The organism is Megasphaera stantonii (assembly GCF_003367905.1).
GTDB classification, from domain to species: domain Bacteria; phylum Bacillota; class Negativicutes; order Veillonellales; family Megasphaeraceae; genus Megasphaera; species Megasphaera stantonii.
Genome location: NZ_CP029462.1, coordinates 1957793 through 1975035 on the forward strand (window position 1 = coordinate 1957793; position 17243 = coordinate 1975035).

Here is a 17243-nt window from a genome sequence, read left to right on the forward strand (position 1 = left end):
TTGCCGAAATATATTGACATTATGCTCCGCTTCAATGGTATGATACGGTCATAGCAAAGAATGCAGTCATTACAGGTGTATACCATCTAGTTGTCAGGAAGAATTGACATGGAACGAAACATGAACAGAGGCACGGAAATTATCATGCAGGGAGCGGAAGTAAAAGGGACGCTGAGCACGCCGGAAGTCCTGCCCATTTACTTGACGACGGCTTTCCGCGGCGGAGCCGACTTGGACGAATTAAACGAATACTACGCTGTCAAAGGCTACACATATAACCGTATCAGGAATCCGAACCGCAATGCCTTGACCGAACTGGTCAGCTATCTGGAAGGCGGTGAAGCGTCCATGATCTGCAGTTCCGGCATGGGAGCGATTACGACGACGCTCCTGTCCCTAGCCGACGCCGGCGACCACATCCTGGCCAACAGCAATTTGTACGGCGAAACGCTGGAAATTCTGGACGTCATCAAGCGGTACGGCATCGAATCGACGTGCGTTGACTTTACCGATATAGAAGCTGTACGGAAGGCCGTGCAGGCAAACACGAAGATCGTCTATACGGAAGTCATTTCCAATCCGACCATGGCCGTCGTAGACGTAGAGGCCGTGGCCCGCATCGCCCACGACTGCGGCGCTAAGCTCGTCGTAGACAATACGTTTACGACGTCGACGGTCATCAAGCCCATCGATTTCGGCGCAGACGTGACGATCAACAGCCTGACCAAATTTATGAACGGTCACAGCGACATCGTCGGCGGCTCGGCTACGGCGTCGAAGGATATCGTCGACAAGGCCTGCAAGCTGCAGGCCCTCCTGGGATGCACTCTCGACCCGTTTTCGTCCTATTTATGCGAACGGAGCCTGCGGACCCTGGACCTGCGCATGGAACGGCAGCTGAAAAACGCCGAAGCCTTGGCGAAAGCCCTCGACGAGCATCCCTGCGTGCTGAAGGTCAACCATCCCAGCCTGCCGACCCATCCCCAGCATGATATTGCCAAGCGCTTGTTTGCCAAGGGATACGGCGCCATGCTCAGCTTTGAAATGCCCGAAGACCGGGAAAAAATCAACGCCTTCATGCGCCGCCTGCACATTGCCAAATACGCCATGACCCTGGGCGGCTACGCGACGACCCTGTCCTACCCCATCTTGTCGTCCCATGCGTCCGTTCCCAGGGACATACGCTTGAAAATGGGTATTACAGACGGCTTGATGCGGGTGTCCGTCGGCCTGGAAGACGTCCAGGATTTGATTGCCGACTTTACGCAGGCGCTGAGCGTCTTTGAAAAATAAGGCGGCGAGGAGGAATTACTATGTCAACGTATCGAAATATGACTGTCGGCCTGGCCCTCATTCCCATCATTACGCTGATTATCAGCTTAGTCATCGCCCTGAATTTTCTGGGCGCAGGCCCCCATATCCCCCTGGTCTTTTCGACGGCCATTGCCTGTCTCGTAGCCTTAAAGGCTGGGTACAAATGGGACGATATTGAAAAATTTATGCTCGAAACCATGTCCGACGGCCTGCAGGCTTTGGTCATCCTGCTCATCGTCGGGATCTTGATCGGTACCTGGATTATATCGGGCGTCGTGCCGACGATGATCTACTACGGCCTGCTCATCATTTCGCCTACGGTATTTCTGGCTATGTCCTACGTCCTCACGTCTATCGTAGCCTTTGCCACGGGGAGCTCGTGGAGCACTGCCGGTACCGTCGGCATTGCCCTGGTCGGTATCGGTCAGGCCATGAATATCCCCTTGGAAATGGTCGCCGGGACCGTCGTCGCCGGAGCCTATTTCGGCGATAAGATGTCGCCCCTGTCCGATACGACCAACCTCGGCGCGGCTATCAGCGGGGCCCAGCTCTTCGAGCACATCAAGCACGTCGTCTATCCCCTCGTGCCCAGCTTTATCATCACCTTGGTCCTCTATGCCGTCCTGGGCTTTCAATACGGCGGCGCAAGCATTGACAACGAAGGCATCGACGCAATTTTGAACGGATTATCCCGTATCTTCGTCATCAATCCCATCATGCTCATTCCGCCTCTCGTCGTCATCGTGTCGGTCATCAAGAAAATGCCGGCTATTCCCGGCCTGTTCATCAGCGCCTTTATTGCGGCCCTGCTGGCTATGGGCATACAAGGCGCCAGCCTGTCCGACGTCATCAGCGTGGCTTTTTCCGGCTACGAATCCCACTCCGGCTCGGAAGTCATCGACAGCCTGCTGAGCCGCGGCGGCATGGTCAGCATGGGCTCTATCATCGCCCTGGTCCTCGTAGCCATGGGCTTCGGCGGCATCATCCAGAAGTCGGGTATGCTGCCCCTGCTGCTGGATAAGGTTCTGACCATCGCCAAGGGCGTAGGCGGACTCATTTGCGCGACCGTGCTGACCGGCGTCATCGCCGAAATGCTTATGGGAAGTCAGTATCTGTCGGTCATCGTGACGGGCAGCATGTATAAGGATCGCTACGCCGAAAAGGGCCTAGCTCCGAAGAATCTGTCCCGCTGCGTCGTCAATTCCGGCTGCACCGTCAGCCCCCTCGTGCCGTGGAGTAACTGCGGCGCCTTCATGGCGGCTACGCTGGGCGTCGCGACCTTGTCCTATGCGCCCTTTGCCTTCTCGTGCTATTTGACGCCTATTATCTCCATTATTATCGGCTTCATCGGCTTTACGATCGAACGCATCCCGCCGGCGCAGCCTGAGACCTAGTACTTATATTGAACCAGCCCCGTCTACCTGACTATGCTGTCGGATAGGCGGGGCTGGCTGCTTATGGCGCGATGCGCACCTGCACCTCGTAGGTACAATGCTGAATTTCATAAAAGTTGTCTTCATATTCGTCGGCGACGACCAGGTGGGAAGACGGGCTGCCTTCAAAATACGTTTTGAACCAAGTATTGCTGCAAGTTTCCGACAAAAGCTTTACGCGGAAGCAGAAATAGTCCCCGCCCGGTATTTCCCGGATATAGGGATGGGAAAAGGCCGGCTTTTCTTTGATGTACATGAAGTAATACAAGGCGGATATTTCGTTCTGCAGCAGCCGATGGAAGTCCAGAATGTAGCCGTTTTGGCGGAGCATGGGAAGCTGATTGAAGGGTGTCTTGCTCTGTGCCTCCGTCAGCCTGTAGCCCGCCGCGCCGTATATTGGCTCTCCCGGATAAATCGGCGCAGCGAGAACATAGCGAGTTTCAAAGGTCTTTTTGAAGGGAATATCGGGAAAAGCATTTTCCTTCAGATAGTTGTAATACGATACGTACCAATCTATCGTATCGACCGTGTCCTGCAGCGCTTCGATTTTTCTTTGCAGAGCTTCTTTGTGTTGCGTTAGTAGCTTCGTCAGATGTTCCGTGCCTCCGCCGTCTAATGCTATGCGGATTTCCGTCAGGGGCAGGCCCAGCTTTTGCAGGTACTTAATGCGCTCAATGTAATGAATTTGGTCGTACGTATACTGGCGATAGCCGTTTTGCTCGTTGACCTTCGCCAGCCGGCAAAGACCTATTTTGTCGTAATACCGCAAGGTCTGCGTAGAAATATCGAGAAGAGACGACACCTCGCCGATGTAGTAGTATTTTTCTTTCATAGATAGCTCCGTCCTTTACAATCGTTGATTTTATTATAGAAAATGTAAGAATATTTGTATAGATATATGTGTTATGCGAGAAACTAATGCATTAAAAAGGAATAATGTGTATACTATAAGTATCATGGATTACCAGAATGTATAATTTGAAATGAAAGAGGAATGACTATGGCTAATAAAAATAGCGTAAATATTGGATTTGAAGAAAAAATTTGGAATGCAGCTTGTGTACTGCGCGGTAATATTGACGCGTCGGAATATAAATCTGTCGTATTAGGACTTATTTTTTTGAAATACATTTCTGATTGTTTTGAGAAAAAATATAATGAATTGGTCGAAGAAGGTGCGGGATTCGAAGAAGACAGGGATGAATATATTTCGGAAAATATCTTCTTTGTTCCTGAAAACGCTCGTTGGAACGTCATTTCTGCGGCAGCCCACAAGGAAACAATCGGCGTCGTTATAGACGAAGCTATGAAAAGCATAGAAAAAGAGAATAAGAAGTTAAAAGGTATATTGCCTAAGAATTTTGCCCGTCCTGAATTGGATAAACGGCGTCTGGGCGATGTAGTAGATTTATTTTCCAATGTAAAAATGGTAGATTCTGGAAGTGAAAAAGATATTTTAGGCAGAACGTATGAATATTGCTTAGCAAAGTTTGCAGAGCAAGAAGGCAAATTGGCAGGGGAATTTTATACCCCCGCTTGCGTGGTAAAAACGTTGGTTGAAGTATTACAGCCGTTCAATGGACGCGTGTACGATCCTTGCTGTGGTTCGGGCGGCATGTTTGTCCAATCGGCAAAATTTATCGAAAACCATGGCGGGAATATTAATAAAATATCTGTCTACGGACAGGATTCCAATCCGACGACATGGAAAATGGCGCAGATGAATTTAGCTATTCGCGGCATCGAAGCGGATTTAGGAAGATTTAGTGCAGATACGTTTTTTAACGACTGCCACCCGCAGTTAAAAGCGGATTTTATAATGGCAAATCCTCCCTTTAATCTTTCCGATTGGGGCGTTGATAAGTTGCGTGACGACGTTCGCTGGAAATACGGCGTGCCGCCGGCAGGAAACGCTAACTTTGCCTGGCTTCAGCACATGATTTGGCATTTAGCGCCTAACGGCCGTATCGGTATGGTATTGGCAAACGGCTCGTTATCCTCTCAATCTGGCGGCGAAGGAGAAATCCGGAAACGGATCATTGAAGACGACTTAGTAGATTGTATAGTCGCCATGCCGGGACAGCTGTTTTATACGACGCAGATTCCCGTATCTTTATGGTTTCTATCTAAAAACAAGAAACAAAAAGGAAAAACCCTGTTTATCGATGCCAGAGATATGGGGAGCTTAGTTACAAGAAAACTTCGGGAATTGGATGATGCCAAGGATATCAAAAAGATTGCCAATACGTATCATGCCTTTGTCGACGGTACGTTGGAGGATGAAAAGGGATTTTGTGCTGTCGTAACGACGGAGGATATTGCGAAGCAAGATTATATTTTGACGCCTGGACGGTATGTAGGCATTAAAGAGCTGGAAGAAGATACAGAACCGTTTGAAGAAAAAATGGCGCGTCTTACGACAGAATTGTCTGGACTATTTAAAGAATCCCATAGATTAGAGGAAGAGATTAAGAAACAATTAGGAGCGATTGGATATGATATATGATTTTCATGAATAGACTGTAGTATAAAAAATAAGGAGATAATATTTTGCGATTAAAAGATGTTTGTGAAATAAATAAAAGAACATATTCTGTTAAGGAAAAGTGGTCAGTAATTTATTACCTTGATACTCAAAATATTAATAAAGGTCAAATTAATGAAGTAAAGAGATATAATACGGAATGGGAAAAAATACCAAGTCGGGCAAAACGCAAAGTGAGTAAAAATGACATTCTGTATTCAATGGTAAGACCAAATCAACAACATTATGGAATCATTCAATCAGAAAAAGAAAATTTTCTGGTTTCAACAGGATTTGCTGTAATTACTGTGAATGAAAATATAGCTGATCCCTATTTTATTTATTATTTTCTTACACAAGCGCAAGTTATAGAGTATTTACAAAATATTGCAGAACAAAGTACTTCAACGTATCCTGCAATTAGACCTTCAGATATTGAAGAACTTGCAATAGATTTGCCTGATTTAGAAAAACAAAAGAGAATAGGTAAGTTTTTGAGATCTATTGATGAAACAATAAATGTAAAGAAAAACATAAACGATAATTTACAGCAACAAGCACAGGCTCTATACAAGTCATGTTTTGTTGATTTTGATCCATATGATGGAATAATGCCTTCCGATTGGATTATTGGTACCGTTGACGATCTTGCAAAAGAAATTGTATGTGGTAAAACGCCATCAACGAAGATCTCCGAGTATTATGGATCAGAAATTCCGTTTATTACGATTCCTGATATGCACGGAAAAATTTATGTCATGACAACAGAACGATACCTGTCAATGTATGGAGCAAATTCTCAACCCAAAAAGACTTTGCCTAAAAATTCCATTTGCGTTAGCTGTATTGGTACAGCAGGTCTTGTCTCGCTTGTGGCATCCGAAAGTCAGACAAACCAGCAGATAAACTCTATAATCCCCAAAGATGATTATTCCCCGTATTACATATATCTGTTGATGCGAACGCTTTCAGAAGTTATAAATAAATTGGGACAAGGCGGTAGCACTATTGTAAATCTTAATAAGGCACAGTTTGGAAAAATCCAGGTGATGATTCCAACGGTTGCTTCTATGAGAAAATTTGATAAAACAGTTTCTCCTTTATTTTCGGTGATTCTTGAAAATCAAAAGGAAAATATTTATCTGTCATCACTGCGAGATACCCTTCTTCCTCGATTGATGTCCGGCGAGCTGGATGTCTCTGACATCCAGCTCTAAGCCGCTAAATTATCGTTAATCTTACGTGACATAAAAGGAGTTTGAAGTGAAATCAGAAAATAGTGAACTAGATCTTTCAAATGCCCATAAATATGCATTTCAAAATAAGCCGTATCTTTTACATGACAGTATATGTGGCTGTTACCACTGTTTAAAAATTTTTTCTCCCATTGAAATTACTAGGTATGCAGATGATTATGGTATAGGTACAGCTATATGCCCTTATTACGGTGTGGATGCTGTTATTGGAGAAAGTTCTGGACTACCTATTACTAAAGAGTTTTTAGAAAAAATGCATAATAAGTGGTTTTGATGTAAAAAATCTCTCAACAGCGGTGAGAGAATTAGTAAAAGAACTGCCGCTGCTCGTCGTTCTCTTATTACTGAAAGGAGAAATGGCGATGAAAGAACAACTGATTTGCGAGATTCAGCAGAAGATGTTGCCCTATCTTAATAACGAACAATTACTTCAGCTAAAAATCGTATTGGATCAAGCATTTTACGGAGTAACCGTCAATACAGAAGAAATAAGAGCGGCAGTAGACGAATGCAATACCGTAGAGTTATTTGTTTCCGCTAAACGTATTGAAGGATGTTCGGAAAAAACATTGACATATTATAGTAAGACGATTGACGTTATGCTGGAAACTATCGGCAAAACGGCGCAGCAAATAACGACAGAAGATTTGCGGAACTATTTGATTACGTATCAAGTGGAGAGAGGCTCCAGCAAGGTTACGATTGACAATATTCGCCGTATTTTATCAAGCTTTTTTTCGTGGCTGGAAGACGAAGATTATATAATTAAAAGCCCTATCCGACGGATTCATAAGGTGAAAACGGCAAAAATTGTCAAAGACACGTATAGCGATGAAGCGCTGGAGCTTATGCGTGATAACTGTACGAATCTACGGGATTTAGCTCTTGTCGATTTATTGGCATCGTCGGGAATGCGTGTAGGCGAGTTAGTGTTGCTGAATCGGGACGATATAGATTTTAATGAACGGGAATGTGTCGTTTGCGGAAAGGGAAATAAAGAACGGTTAGTATATTTTGACGCAAGGACGAAAATTCATTTGCAAAATTATTTGCAAAGTCGGACAGACACAAATCCTGCATTATTTGTGTCTTTGAAAATACCTCATAATCGCCTTATGATCGGCGGTGTAGAAGCCTGCTTGAGACGATTAGGACAACGAATACGCCTTACAAAGGTGCATCCTCATAAATTCCGGCGTACCTTTGCGACGACGGCTATTGATAAAGGGATGCCCATAGAGCAAGTACAACACTTGCTAGGACATCAGAAAATTGATACGACGCTGCATTATGCTATGGTGAAACAACAGAATGTAAAGTTAGCACATAGAAAGTATATTGGGTAGAAAGGGTAAAGAAATATGGAAAAGGCAAAGAGAATTTTAAAGCCGTTAGGAGAAGTCACCGAATTTATGACAAAAGGAATTGCTCCTAAATATACTGAGAATGAGACAGAAAATACGATTAAGGTATTAAATCAACGATGCAATCGTAATTTTCAAATATCATATAAAGAGGCGCGTTTACATGATAAATCTTTAAGGAAAGTTTCTGAAGAAAAACTATTGAAACCTGGAGACGTGCTTATTAACTCTACTGGTACTGGGACAGCTGGTCGTGTAGCTCAAGTTTGGCAAATTCCGGCTACTACTACGTTTGATGGTCATATGATTTTATTAAGGCCTACGAAAGAAATAGATCCGTTATACTATGGGTATGCTATTAAAGCACAACAAAAACAAATAGAGTCATTGGCAGAAGGGTCTACAGGACAAACAGAAATTAATCGAAAAAGATTGCAGGAAGAAATTATAATTAATTTTCCAATAAATATAAGTAAACAACGAAAAGTTGGAATGATTTTATTTAATATTGATAAAAGAATTAAGATAAACGCTGCAATAAACGATAATTTAGCGGCTTAGAGCTGGATAGCGGAGACATCAATTTTGCCTGACATTAACTTTGGAAGGAGCTCATCTCGAATAGATGCAAGCCTGTTGTTTTCTTCCTGATTCGAGACAATGGCAGCCGCCATGGGTGCAATGAGAGCATTAAAGCAATCCAAAGTCTCCTTATCAGGCAAAAGGAGTTCGAGCGCCTTTACGCGATCTCTGGGCAACTCTGTCTGACCAGTGCTTCCTATATGAAGCGATTCAATTTCTTTTTCATGTTGGGTTCCCCACAACCCAATATAGAAAATCATACTTTCTGTTGCTGGCCGGACAATCGTAACATGAGAATCAACAGTAAGATTATGCGGCTGAAACCAAACCTGCGCTGCTCTCCCCAAAGTGCCATTGCCAGTTGAGTTAATTAGCAAATCTCCAAATCGAAGCCACTTATCATTGATGACTTTCGGCCTATGGGCTCGCGCAAAAGAAAGATCAATCATGTGATTGCGAATGCACTTCTGATTAATTACAATTTGGTCGGTATCATCCGCATATTTTGGAGTTATACCTCGACTTAACAGTGATGTAATGTCTTCTAAAGTGACATTCTCCCATTTGTCCGGTGCAGTGCCCCCGAATGGAATATAATCAACAAACCATGATCTAAAAATCGCAACGGCTTGCTGCTGTAAATTATCGTTTTTCTCTTATTTTAGTAGGATATTATGCATTTAGTATAGAAAACATATTTTATAGAGACTTTATTTTAACCTAAGAAATGCAGGAGTGAGGGCCATGGCAGGATATTATACGGAATCGAACTATGAAAATGCAGTGCTGCAATTACTAAGCGGACAGCTAGGGTATACGTATGTCTATGGGCCAGAGGTAGAGCGGGAATACGAGTCTCCTTTTTATGAAGATAGCTTATGGCCTGCATTGCGGCGGATTAATCGTCACTTACCAGAGTGTGCTATACATGAGGCTGTTACTAAAGTTAGGAACATTGAAAATGGTACTTTACTGCAAAAGAATATTCTTTTTATGAATTATTTGCAAAATGGTGTTCCTGTGACATATTTTGCCGACGGAGAAGAAATATCTACGTTAGTTACTCTCCTTGATTTTGAACATCCTGCTAATAACGATTTTGTTGTTGCTAATCAATGGACTGTCGTAGAGTATTCTACAAAAAGAATCGACGTCATATTATTTATCAATGGATTGCCTTTGGTAGTCATTGAATTAAAATCCCCGACAAGGGAAGAAACCGACGCGTCGGCGGCATATCGGCAGCTGCGCAATTATATGCATGAAATTCCGTCTTTATTTGTGTACAACGCTATCTGTGTCATGAGTGATATGACCGTATCAAAAGCGGGAACGATTACGTCTGATGAAGAGCGTTTTATGGAATGGAAAACCATCGACGGTAATTATACGAATACGCAGTATGTGTCCTTTGAAGTATTCTTTGAAGGGATGTTTGAAAAAAATCGATTGCTGGATGTTATACAGAATTTTATTTGTTTTAATGAAGATGAAGAAGAAAAGAAAACGTTTAAAATTTTAGCGGGATATCATCAATATTTTGCTGTAAAAAAAGCTATTGAATCTACTAAAAAAGCCGTGGCAACAGATGGGAAAGGCGGCGTATTTTGGCATACTCAGGGAAGCGGGAAATCGTTGTCTATGGTTTTTTATGCCCAGTATTTGCAGAACGCGTTGAATAGCCCGACGATTGTAGTTATTACTGACCGTAATGATCTTGACGATCAATTATATAGTCAATTTATTCGGTGCCGGCGTTTTCTGCGACAGACTCCTGCACAGGCAACAAGTAGAGATGACTTGAAAACTTTGCTCAAAGACAGGCAAGCTAACGGTATTATTTTTACGACTATGCAGAAATTTACAGAAAGCGGAAGCGCCCTTTCTGAGCGAAAAAATATCATTGTCATGGTAGACGAAGCTCATCGCGGACAGTATGGATTGAATGAAAAAGTGATTGCCCGTCAAGATGATACGGGAAAGATCATTGCCAAAACAATTATTGGAACCGCTAGAATTATTCGGGATAATTTACCGAACGCTACATATATTGGCTTTACCGGTACACCGATATCGGCGAAAGATAGAAATACGCGCGAAGTTTTTGGCGATTATATCGATGTTTACGATATGACCCAAGCCGTAGAAGATGGGGCGACCAGGCCTGTTTATTACGAAAGCCGCGTCATTCATCTAAATTTAGATGAGAAGATTTTAAAAATGATTGATGATGAATACGATAGGGTAGCGGAAACGGCGTCCCCTTATGTAGTAGAAAGAAGTAAAAAAGAATTAAGTCAAATGGACGCTATATTAGGGGCTGATCAAACAATACATTCTCTGGTCAGCGATATGATTACCCATTATGAAGAGAATCGCGCACAGTTATTGACTGGGAAAGCGATGATAGTCGCTTATTCTCGACCTATTGCTATGAAGATATACCGGCAAATATTAGCCATGAGGCCGGACTGGAAAGAAAAAGTGCATGTAGTCATGACACAAGGAAATAATGATCCTGAAGAGTGGCGGGACGTTATTGGAAATAAATCGTATAGAGATGAGCTGGCAAAACGGTTTAAAGATGATGATTCTTCTATGAAAATTGCTATCGTCGTCGATATGTGGCTTACTGGATTTGATGTGCCGTCTTTAGCAACAATGTATATATACAAACCCATGAAAGGGCATAACCTTATGCAGGCGATTGCTCGTGTGAATCGAGTGTTCAAAGATAAAGAAGGCGGCTTAATTGTTGATTACGTAGGGATTGCATCGGCCTTGAAACAGGCGATGAATGATTATACGGTACGAGATAGAAAAAATTACGGTAATACGGATATTAGCAAAGTAGCATATCCGCGATTTCTTGAAAAATTATCTGTATGCAGAGATTTCTTCCATGGCTTTAATTATTTAATGTTCATGACCGGCGATGATTTGGAAAAAGCAAAAGCGATTACAGGCGGAGTGAATTTTATCTTAGGTAAAAGTCAAAAAGAGAGTGATGTACCAGAAAAAGAACGAGTGCAATATGTTTATATAAAGGAAGCTTTATTATTAAAACAGGCATTGTCTTTGTGCAGTAGCCTTGTCGATAAGAAGATGCGCTTGGAAGCGGCATATTTTGAAGCCGTTCGTGTAATGCTTGTGCGTTTGGCCGCGAGAGGAACAGGGGAAAAGATTACTCTTCCTGAATTAAATAATAAAATAAATGCTTTGCTGAAAGAAAGTATAAAAAGCGACGGCGTCATAAATCTTTTTTCAGATATAGATACGGAGTTTTCATTATTTGACCCTAAATTTTTGGAAGAAGTAGGAAAGATGAAAGAGAAAAATTTAGCGGTTGAATTATTGAAACGCTTGATTTCTGAACAAGTATCTGTATATCGTAAAACGAATGTGGTAAAATCAGAAAAATTTTCCGAGATTATTCAGGGTACGATGCGAAGATATTTAAACGGTATGCTGACTAATGAAGAAGTAATACAAGAGTTGTTAAATTTAGCTAGAAACATACAAAATGCGCAGAAGGAAGGGGAAGAATTACATTTAAATGCCGATGAAATGGCGTTTTATGATGCGTTGACTAAGCCGCAAGCGATAAAAGATTTTTATGAGCACGATCAATTAATTGCTCTCACGAAAGAGCTGACAGAACTTTTACGGAAAAATCGAACCATTGATTGGCAGAAAAAAGAAAGCGCAAGAGCTAGCATGCGAAAGATGGTAAAACGTCTCCTGAAAAAATATGGATATCCGCCGGAAGGCAGAGAAGATGCTGTGAAAACTGTTATGTTGCAGTGCGAGTTATGGACAGATAATACGGATTTTTAAGTAAATACAGGTATGTGGAGTGAAACGTATGGCAATACCGAAATATAATGAATTTATGCCGACTATCATAACGTGCTTGAGTGATGGAAATAGGCATACGACAAAAGAATTAATAACATTTTGCGCCAATGCATTTCAACTTACTGAAGAGGAACGGCAACGCCGATTACCTACGGGGCGTCAGTCTGTATTGGCAAATCGCGTAGGTTGGGCGAAAACATATTTGAAAAAAGCCGGGCTCATTGAGAATCCAGTAAGGTCAACATATTGCCTGACCCAGCGTGGAAAAGAGGCTTATCAACAAGGCGTAGAGAATATTACAGTAGAATATTTACGGCGATTTGACTCATTTAATGCATTTATCAGTAACGATACAACGCAAAATATAGTAGTAAGTAATGACAATACCAATGATGAAGAAATAACTAAGAGCCCGCAAGAAATATTGGAAAATGCAATTAAGCAAATAAATCACTCATTGGCGGATGAATTATTAACGGAAATTATGAAGATTTCTTCATCAGATTTCGAGAGTTTAGTAGTTCGGCTATTAATTAAAATGGGGTATGGTTCCATGCAGCTAAATGCCAATGCCGTAACTAAAAAATCTGGTGATGAAGGGATTGACGGTATCGTGACGGCAGACAAGTTTGGATTTGATTCTATCTATATTCAAGCTAAAAAATGGAATACAGATACAGTTGTCAGTCGTCCGGAAATTCAAAAATTTTTAGGAGCTCTCGTTGGACAGGGCGCAACAAAAGGCGTATTTATTACGACGGCAAAATTTTCTTCTGGAGCTTATGAATATGCTAAAAAACAGCTTAATACAAAAATCGTACTCATCGACGGCGTTCGCTTGACTAATTTGATGATAGAGTATAACCTTGGTGTTTCTGTTATTGAGTCGTATGAAATAAAGCGAATAGATTACGATTTCTTTAATGAAGATATTTAAAAGGAGTTTCTCATGAATTCAATTTGCCCATGGGCCTTAGGCGACCCGTTGCTGCGGGAGTATCACGATACGGAATGGGGCGTGCCTTGTCATGACGATACGATGTTGTTTGAGCTGCTGTGCCTCGAAGGGGCGCAGGCTGGATTGTCGTGGCTGACGATTTTGAAGCGGCGCGAGGGGTATCGTAAGGCGTTTCGGAATTTTTCTATACCGGCCTGCGCGGCGCTGACTGACGGCGAGCTGGAGGAGATTCGTCTTCATGGCGATGTGATTCGCAATCGCCTGAAAATTGCTTCGGTGCGGAAGAATGCCCGCGTCGTACAGGAGATTCAGCAGGAGTTCGATTCCTTCGATGCTTATGTCTGGCATTTTACGGAAGGGAAGCAGATTCGCAACGCTTGGAACGATCAGGGAGACATGCCGGCTCAGTCGGAATTGTCGGAGCGCATCAGCAAGGATTTAAAGAAGCGGGGCGCGTCCTTCGTCGGGCCGGTGATTATGTATTCCTTTTTGCAGGCCGCCGGCGTGCTGAACGACCATATTGCGTCTTGTCCTTGCGGCGATGGGGTGTATTAAATAAAGAAGGTGCAGCATATGAAGCTATTGATACTGATGGTAGTATGTTTATGCGTCTGGATTTGCGGCAGTGCGGTGTCACATGCGACCTATGAGGAATACGATGCAGGGTATGCGAAGGGCTATGAAGATGCCTGCATGGGCTTGTGGGACGAGTGGCCGGATTACGGCTCAGAAGATTTTAAAATCGGCTATGCCGATGGGCAGGGAGAGCGGCGTGACGAATTGGATGCGGCTCATGACGATGGCTATTCTGTCGATGAATACGATGACGGCGATAGTGATGAATGGTAAATAATATACAAAAGCCTCGGAGCTTTGATGTGACCCCAAAAAGTTAGACTTTAGTAACGAGGTAGTTTTTGCTATCTCGTTACTTTTTTATGCTGCGGACAAGGAAAGCCTGTATTGGACAGGACTCTTCCAGCCTAGTTGAGCCTGTGAAAAAATCTCTGTAAACATAGATCTTCTATGATACTCGGTAAGCTGAAAGCGAATTTGAGAACTTTCAGCTCATGGTTTATATATAACAACACATGCTGAACATGTCAAGTACAGACAGGATTTTCGCCTGCTTTTGCCAGCTATGCGTTACTCTGGGAGTCGGCCTTCGTACATTATGCTCAGTTCCCCATACACCTGTCCCCAGTTTCGGATTGGCATGGTCCATTTTTTGGTGGCTTCAAACGTCGCCAGATACAGGGCTTTTAAAAGCGCTGTATCGCTTGGAAATACGCTTCTCTGACGGTTCAGCTTCCGGTAGGTGGAATTCAGGGATTCGATGGCATTGGTCGTGTAAATCACTTTTCTTACGTTCATGGAAAACTTGAAAATTGGGCAGATGGCATCCCAGTTTTGCTTCCAACTTTTCATGGAATTCGGATATTTTACAGACCATGTTTTGGTTACCCTTTCCAGAGATTCCAAAGCCTGTTCTTCAGACGGAGCCTGATAAATAGTCTTTAAATCATTGGCAAAAGGCTTACGATCCTTGTCTGCTACATATTTCAGCGTGTTTCGTACCTGATGTACGATGCAGCGCTGGTATTCCGTGTTAGGATAGGCTGCGGCGATGGCTTCTTTGATCCCGCTCAGGCCATCGGCACAGAGAATCAGGATATCTTTTACCCCGCGATTTTTCAATTCATTCAGCACGGAAAGCCAATATTTTGCGCTCTCATTGTCTCCGACCTGAATCGTCAGAACTTCTTTTTGTCCGTCTATGTTGATTCCCAGAATGACGTAGGCTGCCAGCTTCCGGATCACTCCGTTATCCCGGACAGAATAATGAATGGCATCAATATAGAGGACAGGATACACTTCCGACAGCGGGCGTTTCTGCCAGTCTTCAATTTGAGGCAGGATTTTATCGGTTACATCGGAAATGAAGCCTTCGGAAGCCTCAAATCCATAGATATCCTCTAACGTTTCTGAAATTTGCCGGGTCGTCATTCCCTTGGCATACATGGAGATAATTTTCTGGTCGATAGAAGAGATATCTTTTTGCCGTTTACGGACCACCTGCGGTTCGAACGTGGAGTTGCGGTCCTGCGGTACCTGGATATCTACGGTACCATACCGGCTGTTGACCCGCTTTCTCTTATACCCATTGCGGTAATCCTCGCTGTCAGACCGCTGGGATTTCTGATAGCCAAGGTGTTCGTCCATCTCGGTTTCCATCATTTCTTTGATGGTACCGCCCAGCAGGTCTTTCAGTGCTTCCTGAATATCTTCTGCGGATTGAATGTCATATTCTTGAAACAGTTGTTGAATAATGCTGCGTTTTCCTTCGGTCATAATGACCTTATGTACCGGTTTCTTTTCTCTTGCCATGATACTAAGCCTCCTATGATTTAGATTGTATCATAGAAGACCTATACCTGGCAGTTATTTACAGAAAAAGCTTCACATAGTCGCCTAGTTTTTCTTTGATTCTTTGTTCGTTATAGTATTTGATATACTGTTCGATGGCTGATTTCAATTCTTCGTAACTATAGTACACGACACCATAGTACATTTCCTGTTTCAGTAGGCCGAAGAAGTTCTCCATCACGGCATTATCCAGACAGTTGCCTTTCCGGGACATGCTTTGAAAAATCCGCTCTTGCTTGAGCTTACGGACGTACGCCTTCATTTGGTATGCCCAACCCTGGTCGGAATGGAAGGTTCGGCGATAGGGGCAATCCGCCGTGATGCGGATCGCTTCCGCCTGTGCTTCTAATATATTTTCGGCCGAAGGACGGTTCCCTATTCTATAGCTGATGATTTCTCCATTGAACATATCCATAAAGGGATCCAGATACAGCTTATGCTGCGTCAGATGCCCTTGGGCATCCACTTCATAGTATTTAAATTCTGTCGTATCTGTTGTGATTTTCTGATGGGGAACCGTCGTGTGGAAGCGACGGCGTATTCTATTGGGAGCGATGGTTCCCACCTTACCTTTGTAAGAGCTGTATCTGCGACTCTTTCGCGTAAAACAAGTGACCTGAAGGCTTAGCTTTTGCATGATGCGCTGCACCTTCTTCTTATTCACGCACCATCCCTGATTGGTAAGCTCACCCGTGATTCGCCGATAGCCATAGGTGGTATGCTGTTTGCAAAGTTCCTGTATGGTATCTTCTAATTCTTTGTCCGGATTTTCGCGGCCAACGCGTTTCTGCCAGTACATGTAGGTTGACTTTGCCATGCCGGTGTAGGAGAGGAGATCTTTTAGTTTGAATTGTCCTCGGAGACTGAAGATGACGTTCGCAACCCTCTCCGTTTTGCTTCGTCCTCTAACCGCAGTCTCCTCAGTTCTTTTAAAACTGCATTCTCTATACGGAGCTTGAGAAGTTCATCCTCTAATTCCTTGACGTGCTCTGCGCGGGTGTCAACCTCCGTATGCTGAACTTGTGCTTCTGTTTCTCTTGATTGCGATGTACTCAATGTCTTCTTCCTGCCTTTCCTATGCGGTCTTAACGCATCCGGCCCAGCTATTTTAAAGTCATTTACCCATCTGACAAGTAGCGACGGATTGTTGATTCCCATTTGAAGAGCCAGTTCCTGATACGAGAGTTCGCTTGTTAAGTAAGACTCTACCACAGAAAGCTTTTCTTCGAAAGAGTATTCTTTCCGGGATCGAGATCGTTTTAAACCGGTATCCCCCAATTTTTTGTAAGCAGCAACCCATTTTCTTAACTGGTAACTGTCCGGCATGCCATGTTTTTGTGAAATGGAAGCATAGCTTCCCTGATTGTCCAGGTATTCTAATACCAGTTGCTTCTTAAATTCGTAACTGTGTTTCGCCATAAAAAAACTGACCTCCAATCGTTAGATTTTTGGTCTAACATTTGGGGGTCAGTTCACTTCATGAAGACTCCGAGGCTTTTTAATAAGAAATAGGTTATGTTATTTTAC

15 protein-coding genes are annotated in these 17243 nt (G+C 43.3%); 11 read left to right on the top strand and 4 right to left on the bottom strand.

What is annotated here, in order from left to right:
• Positions 1 to 108: 108 nt before the first annotated feature.
• Both DKB62_RS09190 and nhaC read left to right on the top strand, forming a co-directional pair.
• Complete coding sequence (locus DKB62_RS09190; RefSeq protein ID WP_107195662.1) at positions 109 to 1293, top strand: trans-sulfuration enzyme family protein; 1185 nt, start codon at positions 109 to 111, stop codon at positions 1291 to 1293.
• Between the two features lie 20 nt (positions 1294 to 1313).
• A complete protein-coding gene (gene nhaC, locus DKB62_RS09195; protein ID WP_107195663.1) occupies positions 1314 to 2708 on the top strand; it encodes a Na+/H+ antiporter NhaC in 1395 nt (464 codons plus the stop codon).
• A gap of 61 nt (positions 2709 to 2769) precedes the next feature.
• Here nhaC and DKB62_RS09200 read toward each other — a convergent pair whose 3' ends face one another.
• Positions 2770 to 3579, bottom strand: coding sequence for a MerR family transcriptional regulator (locus DKB62_RS09200; RefSeq protein ID WP_107195664.1), 810 nt, complete (start codon positions 3577 to 3579; stop codon positions 2770 to 2772).
• A gap of 168 nt (positions 3580 to 3747) precedes the next feature.
• Between DKB62_RS09200 and DKB62_RS09205 the strand changes: the two genes are divergently transcribed.
• The 5 genes from DKB62_RS09205 (at position 3748) to DKB62_RS09225 (ending at position 8452) form a co-directional block, all read left to right on the top strand.
• A complete protein-coding gene (locus DKB62_RS09205; protein ID WP_107195665.1) occupies positions 3748 to 5253 on the top strand; it encodes a type I restriction-modification system subunit M in 1506 nt (501 codons plus the stop codon).
• A 44-nt stretch (positions 5254 to 5297) separates the two neighbouring features.
• Entirely contained in the window at positions 5298 to 6488 is a 1191-nt protein-coding gene (locus tag DKB62_RS09210) for a restriction endonuclease subunit S (RefSeq protein WP_162860303.1), read from the top strand.
• A gap of 46 nt (positions 6489 to 6534) precedes the next feature.
• Positions 6535 to 6801 (top strand): cytoplasmic protein, encoded by a 267-nt coding sequence (locus DKB62_RS09215; protein ID WP_107196801.1) that lies wholly within the window; start codon positions 6535 to 6537, stop codon positions 6799 to 6801.
• Positions 6802 to 6889: 88 nt separating this feature from the next.
• Positions 6890 to 7873: a site-specific tyrosine recombinase/integron integrase gene (gene xerA, locus DKB62_RS09220; protein WP_107196802.1), complete on the top strand. Its 984-nt coding sequence runs from the start codon at positions 6890 to 6892 to the stop codon at positions 7871 to 7873.
• 15 nt (positions 7874 to 7888) lie between these two features.
• Positions 7889 to 8452, top strand: coding sequence for a restriction endonuclease subunit S (locus DKB62_RS09225; protein ID WP_107196803.1), 564 nt, complete (start codon positions 7889 to 7891; stop codon positions 8450 to 8452).
• Here DKB62_RS09225 and DKB62_RS09230 read toward each other — a convergent pair.
• Positions 8449 to 8922 (bottom strand): restriction endonuclease subunit S domain-containing protein, encoded by a 474-nt coding sequence (locus DKB62_RS09230; protein WP_107196813.1) that lies wholly within the window; start codon positions 8920 to 8922, stop codon positions 8449 to 8451. The genes DKB62_RS09225 and DKB62_RS09230 overlap by 4 nt on opposite strands.
• A gap of 295 nt (positions 8923 to 9217) precedes the next feature.
• On the opposite strand from DKB62_RS09230, the gene DKB62_RS09235 reads away from it, so the two are divergent.
• From DKB62_RS09235 to DKB62_RS09250, 4 genes are read left to right on the top strand one after another with little or no spacing between them, the layout of a single operon-like run.
• Entirely contained in the window at positions 9218 to 12310 is a 3093-nt protein-coding gene (locus tag DKB62_RS09235; RefSeq protein WP_107196588.1) for a type I restriction endonuclease subunit R, read from the top strand.
• A 28-nt stretch (positions 12311 to 12338) separates the two neighbouring features.
• A complete protein-coding gene (locus DKB62_RS09240; RefSeq protein WP_107196589.1) occupies positions 12339 to 13268 on the top strand; it encodes a restriction endonuclease in 930 nt (309 codons plus the stop codon).
• Between the two features lie 12 nt (positions 13269 to 13280).
• On the top strand, positions 13281 to 13844 hold the full coding sequence (locus DKB62_RS09245) for a DNA-3-methyladenine glycosylase I (protein ID WP_107196590.1): 564 nt from the start codon (positions 13281 to 13283) through the stop codon (positions 13842 to 13844).
• 18 nt (positions 13845 to 13862) lie between these two features.
• Entirely contained in the window at positions 13863 to 14138 is a 276-nt protein-coding gene (locus DKB62_RS09250) for a hypothetical protein (protein WP_107196591.1), read from the top strand.
• 297 nt (positions 14139 to 14435) lie between these two features.
• On the opposite strand, the gene DKB62_RS09255 is transcribed toward DKB62_RS09250, so the two are convergent.
• Together DKB62_RS09255 and DKB62_RS09260 are read right to left on the bottom strand one after the other, a co-directional pair.
• Positions 14436 to 15677, bottom strand: a complete 1242-nt coding sequence (locus DKB62_RS09255) for an IS256 family transposase (protein ID WP_107196844.1) — start codon at positions 15675 to 15677, stop codon at positions 14436 to 14438.
• Between the two features lie 58 nt (positions 15678 to 15735).
• Positions 15736 to 17135, bottom strand: a protein-coding gene (locus DKB62_RS09260) for an IS3 family transposase (protein ID WP_115759898.1) whose coding sequence is annotated in 2 segments (ribosomal slippage) — positions 15736 to 16568 and positions 16568 to 17135 — 1401 coding nt in all. Because the reading frame shifts where the segments join, the coding sequence is not laid out codon by codon here.
• Positions 17136 to 17243: the final 108 nt, after the last annotated feature.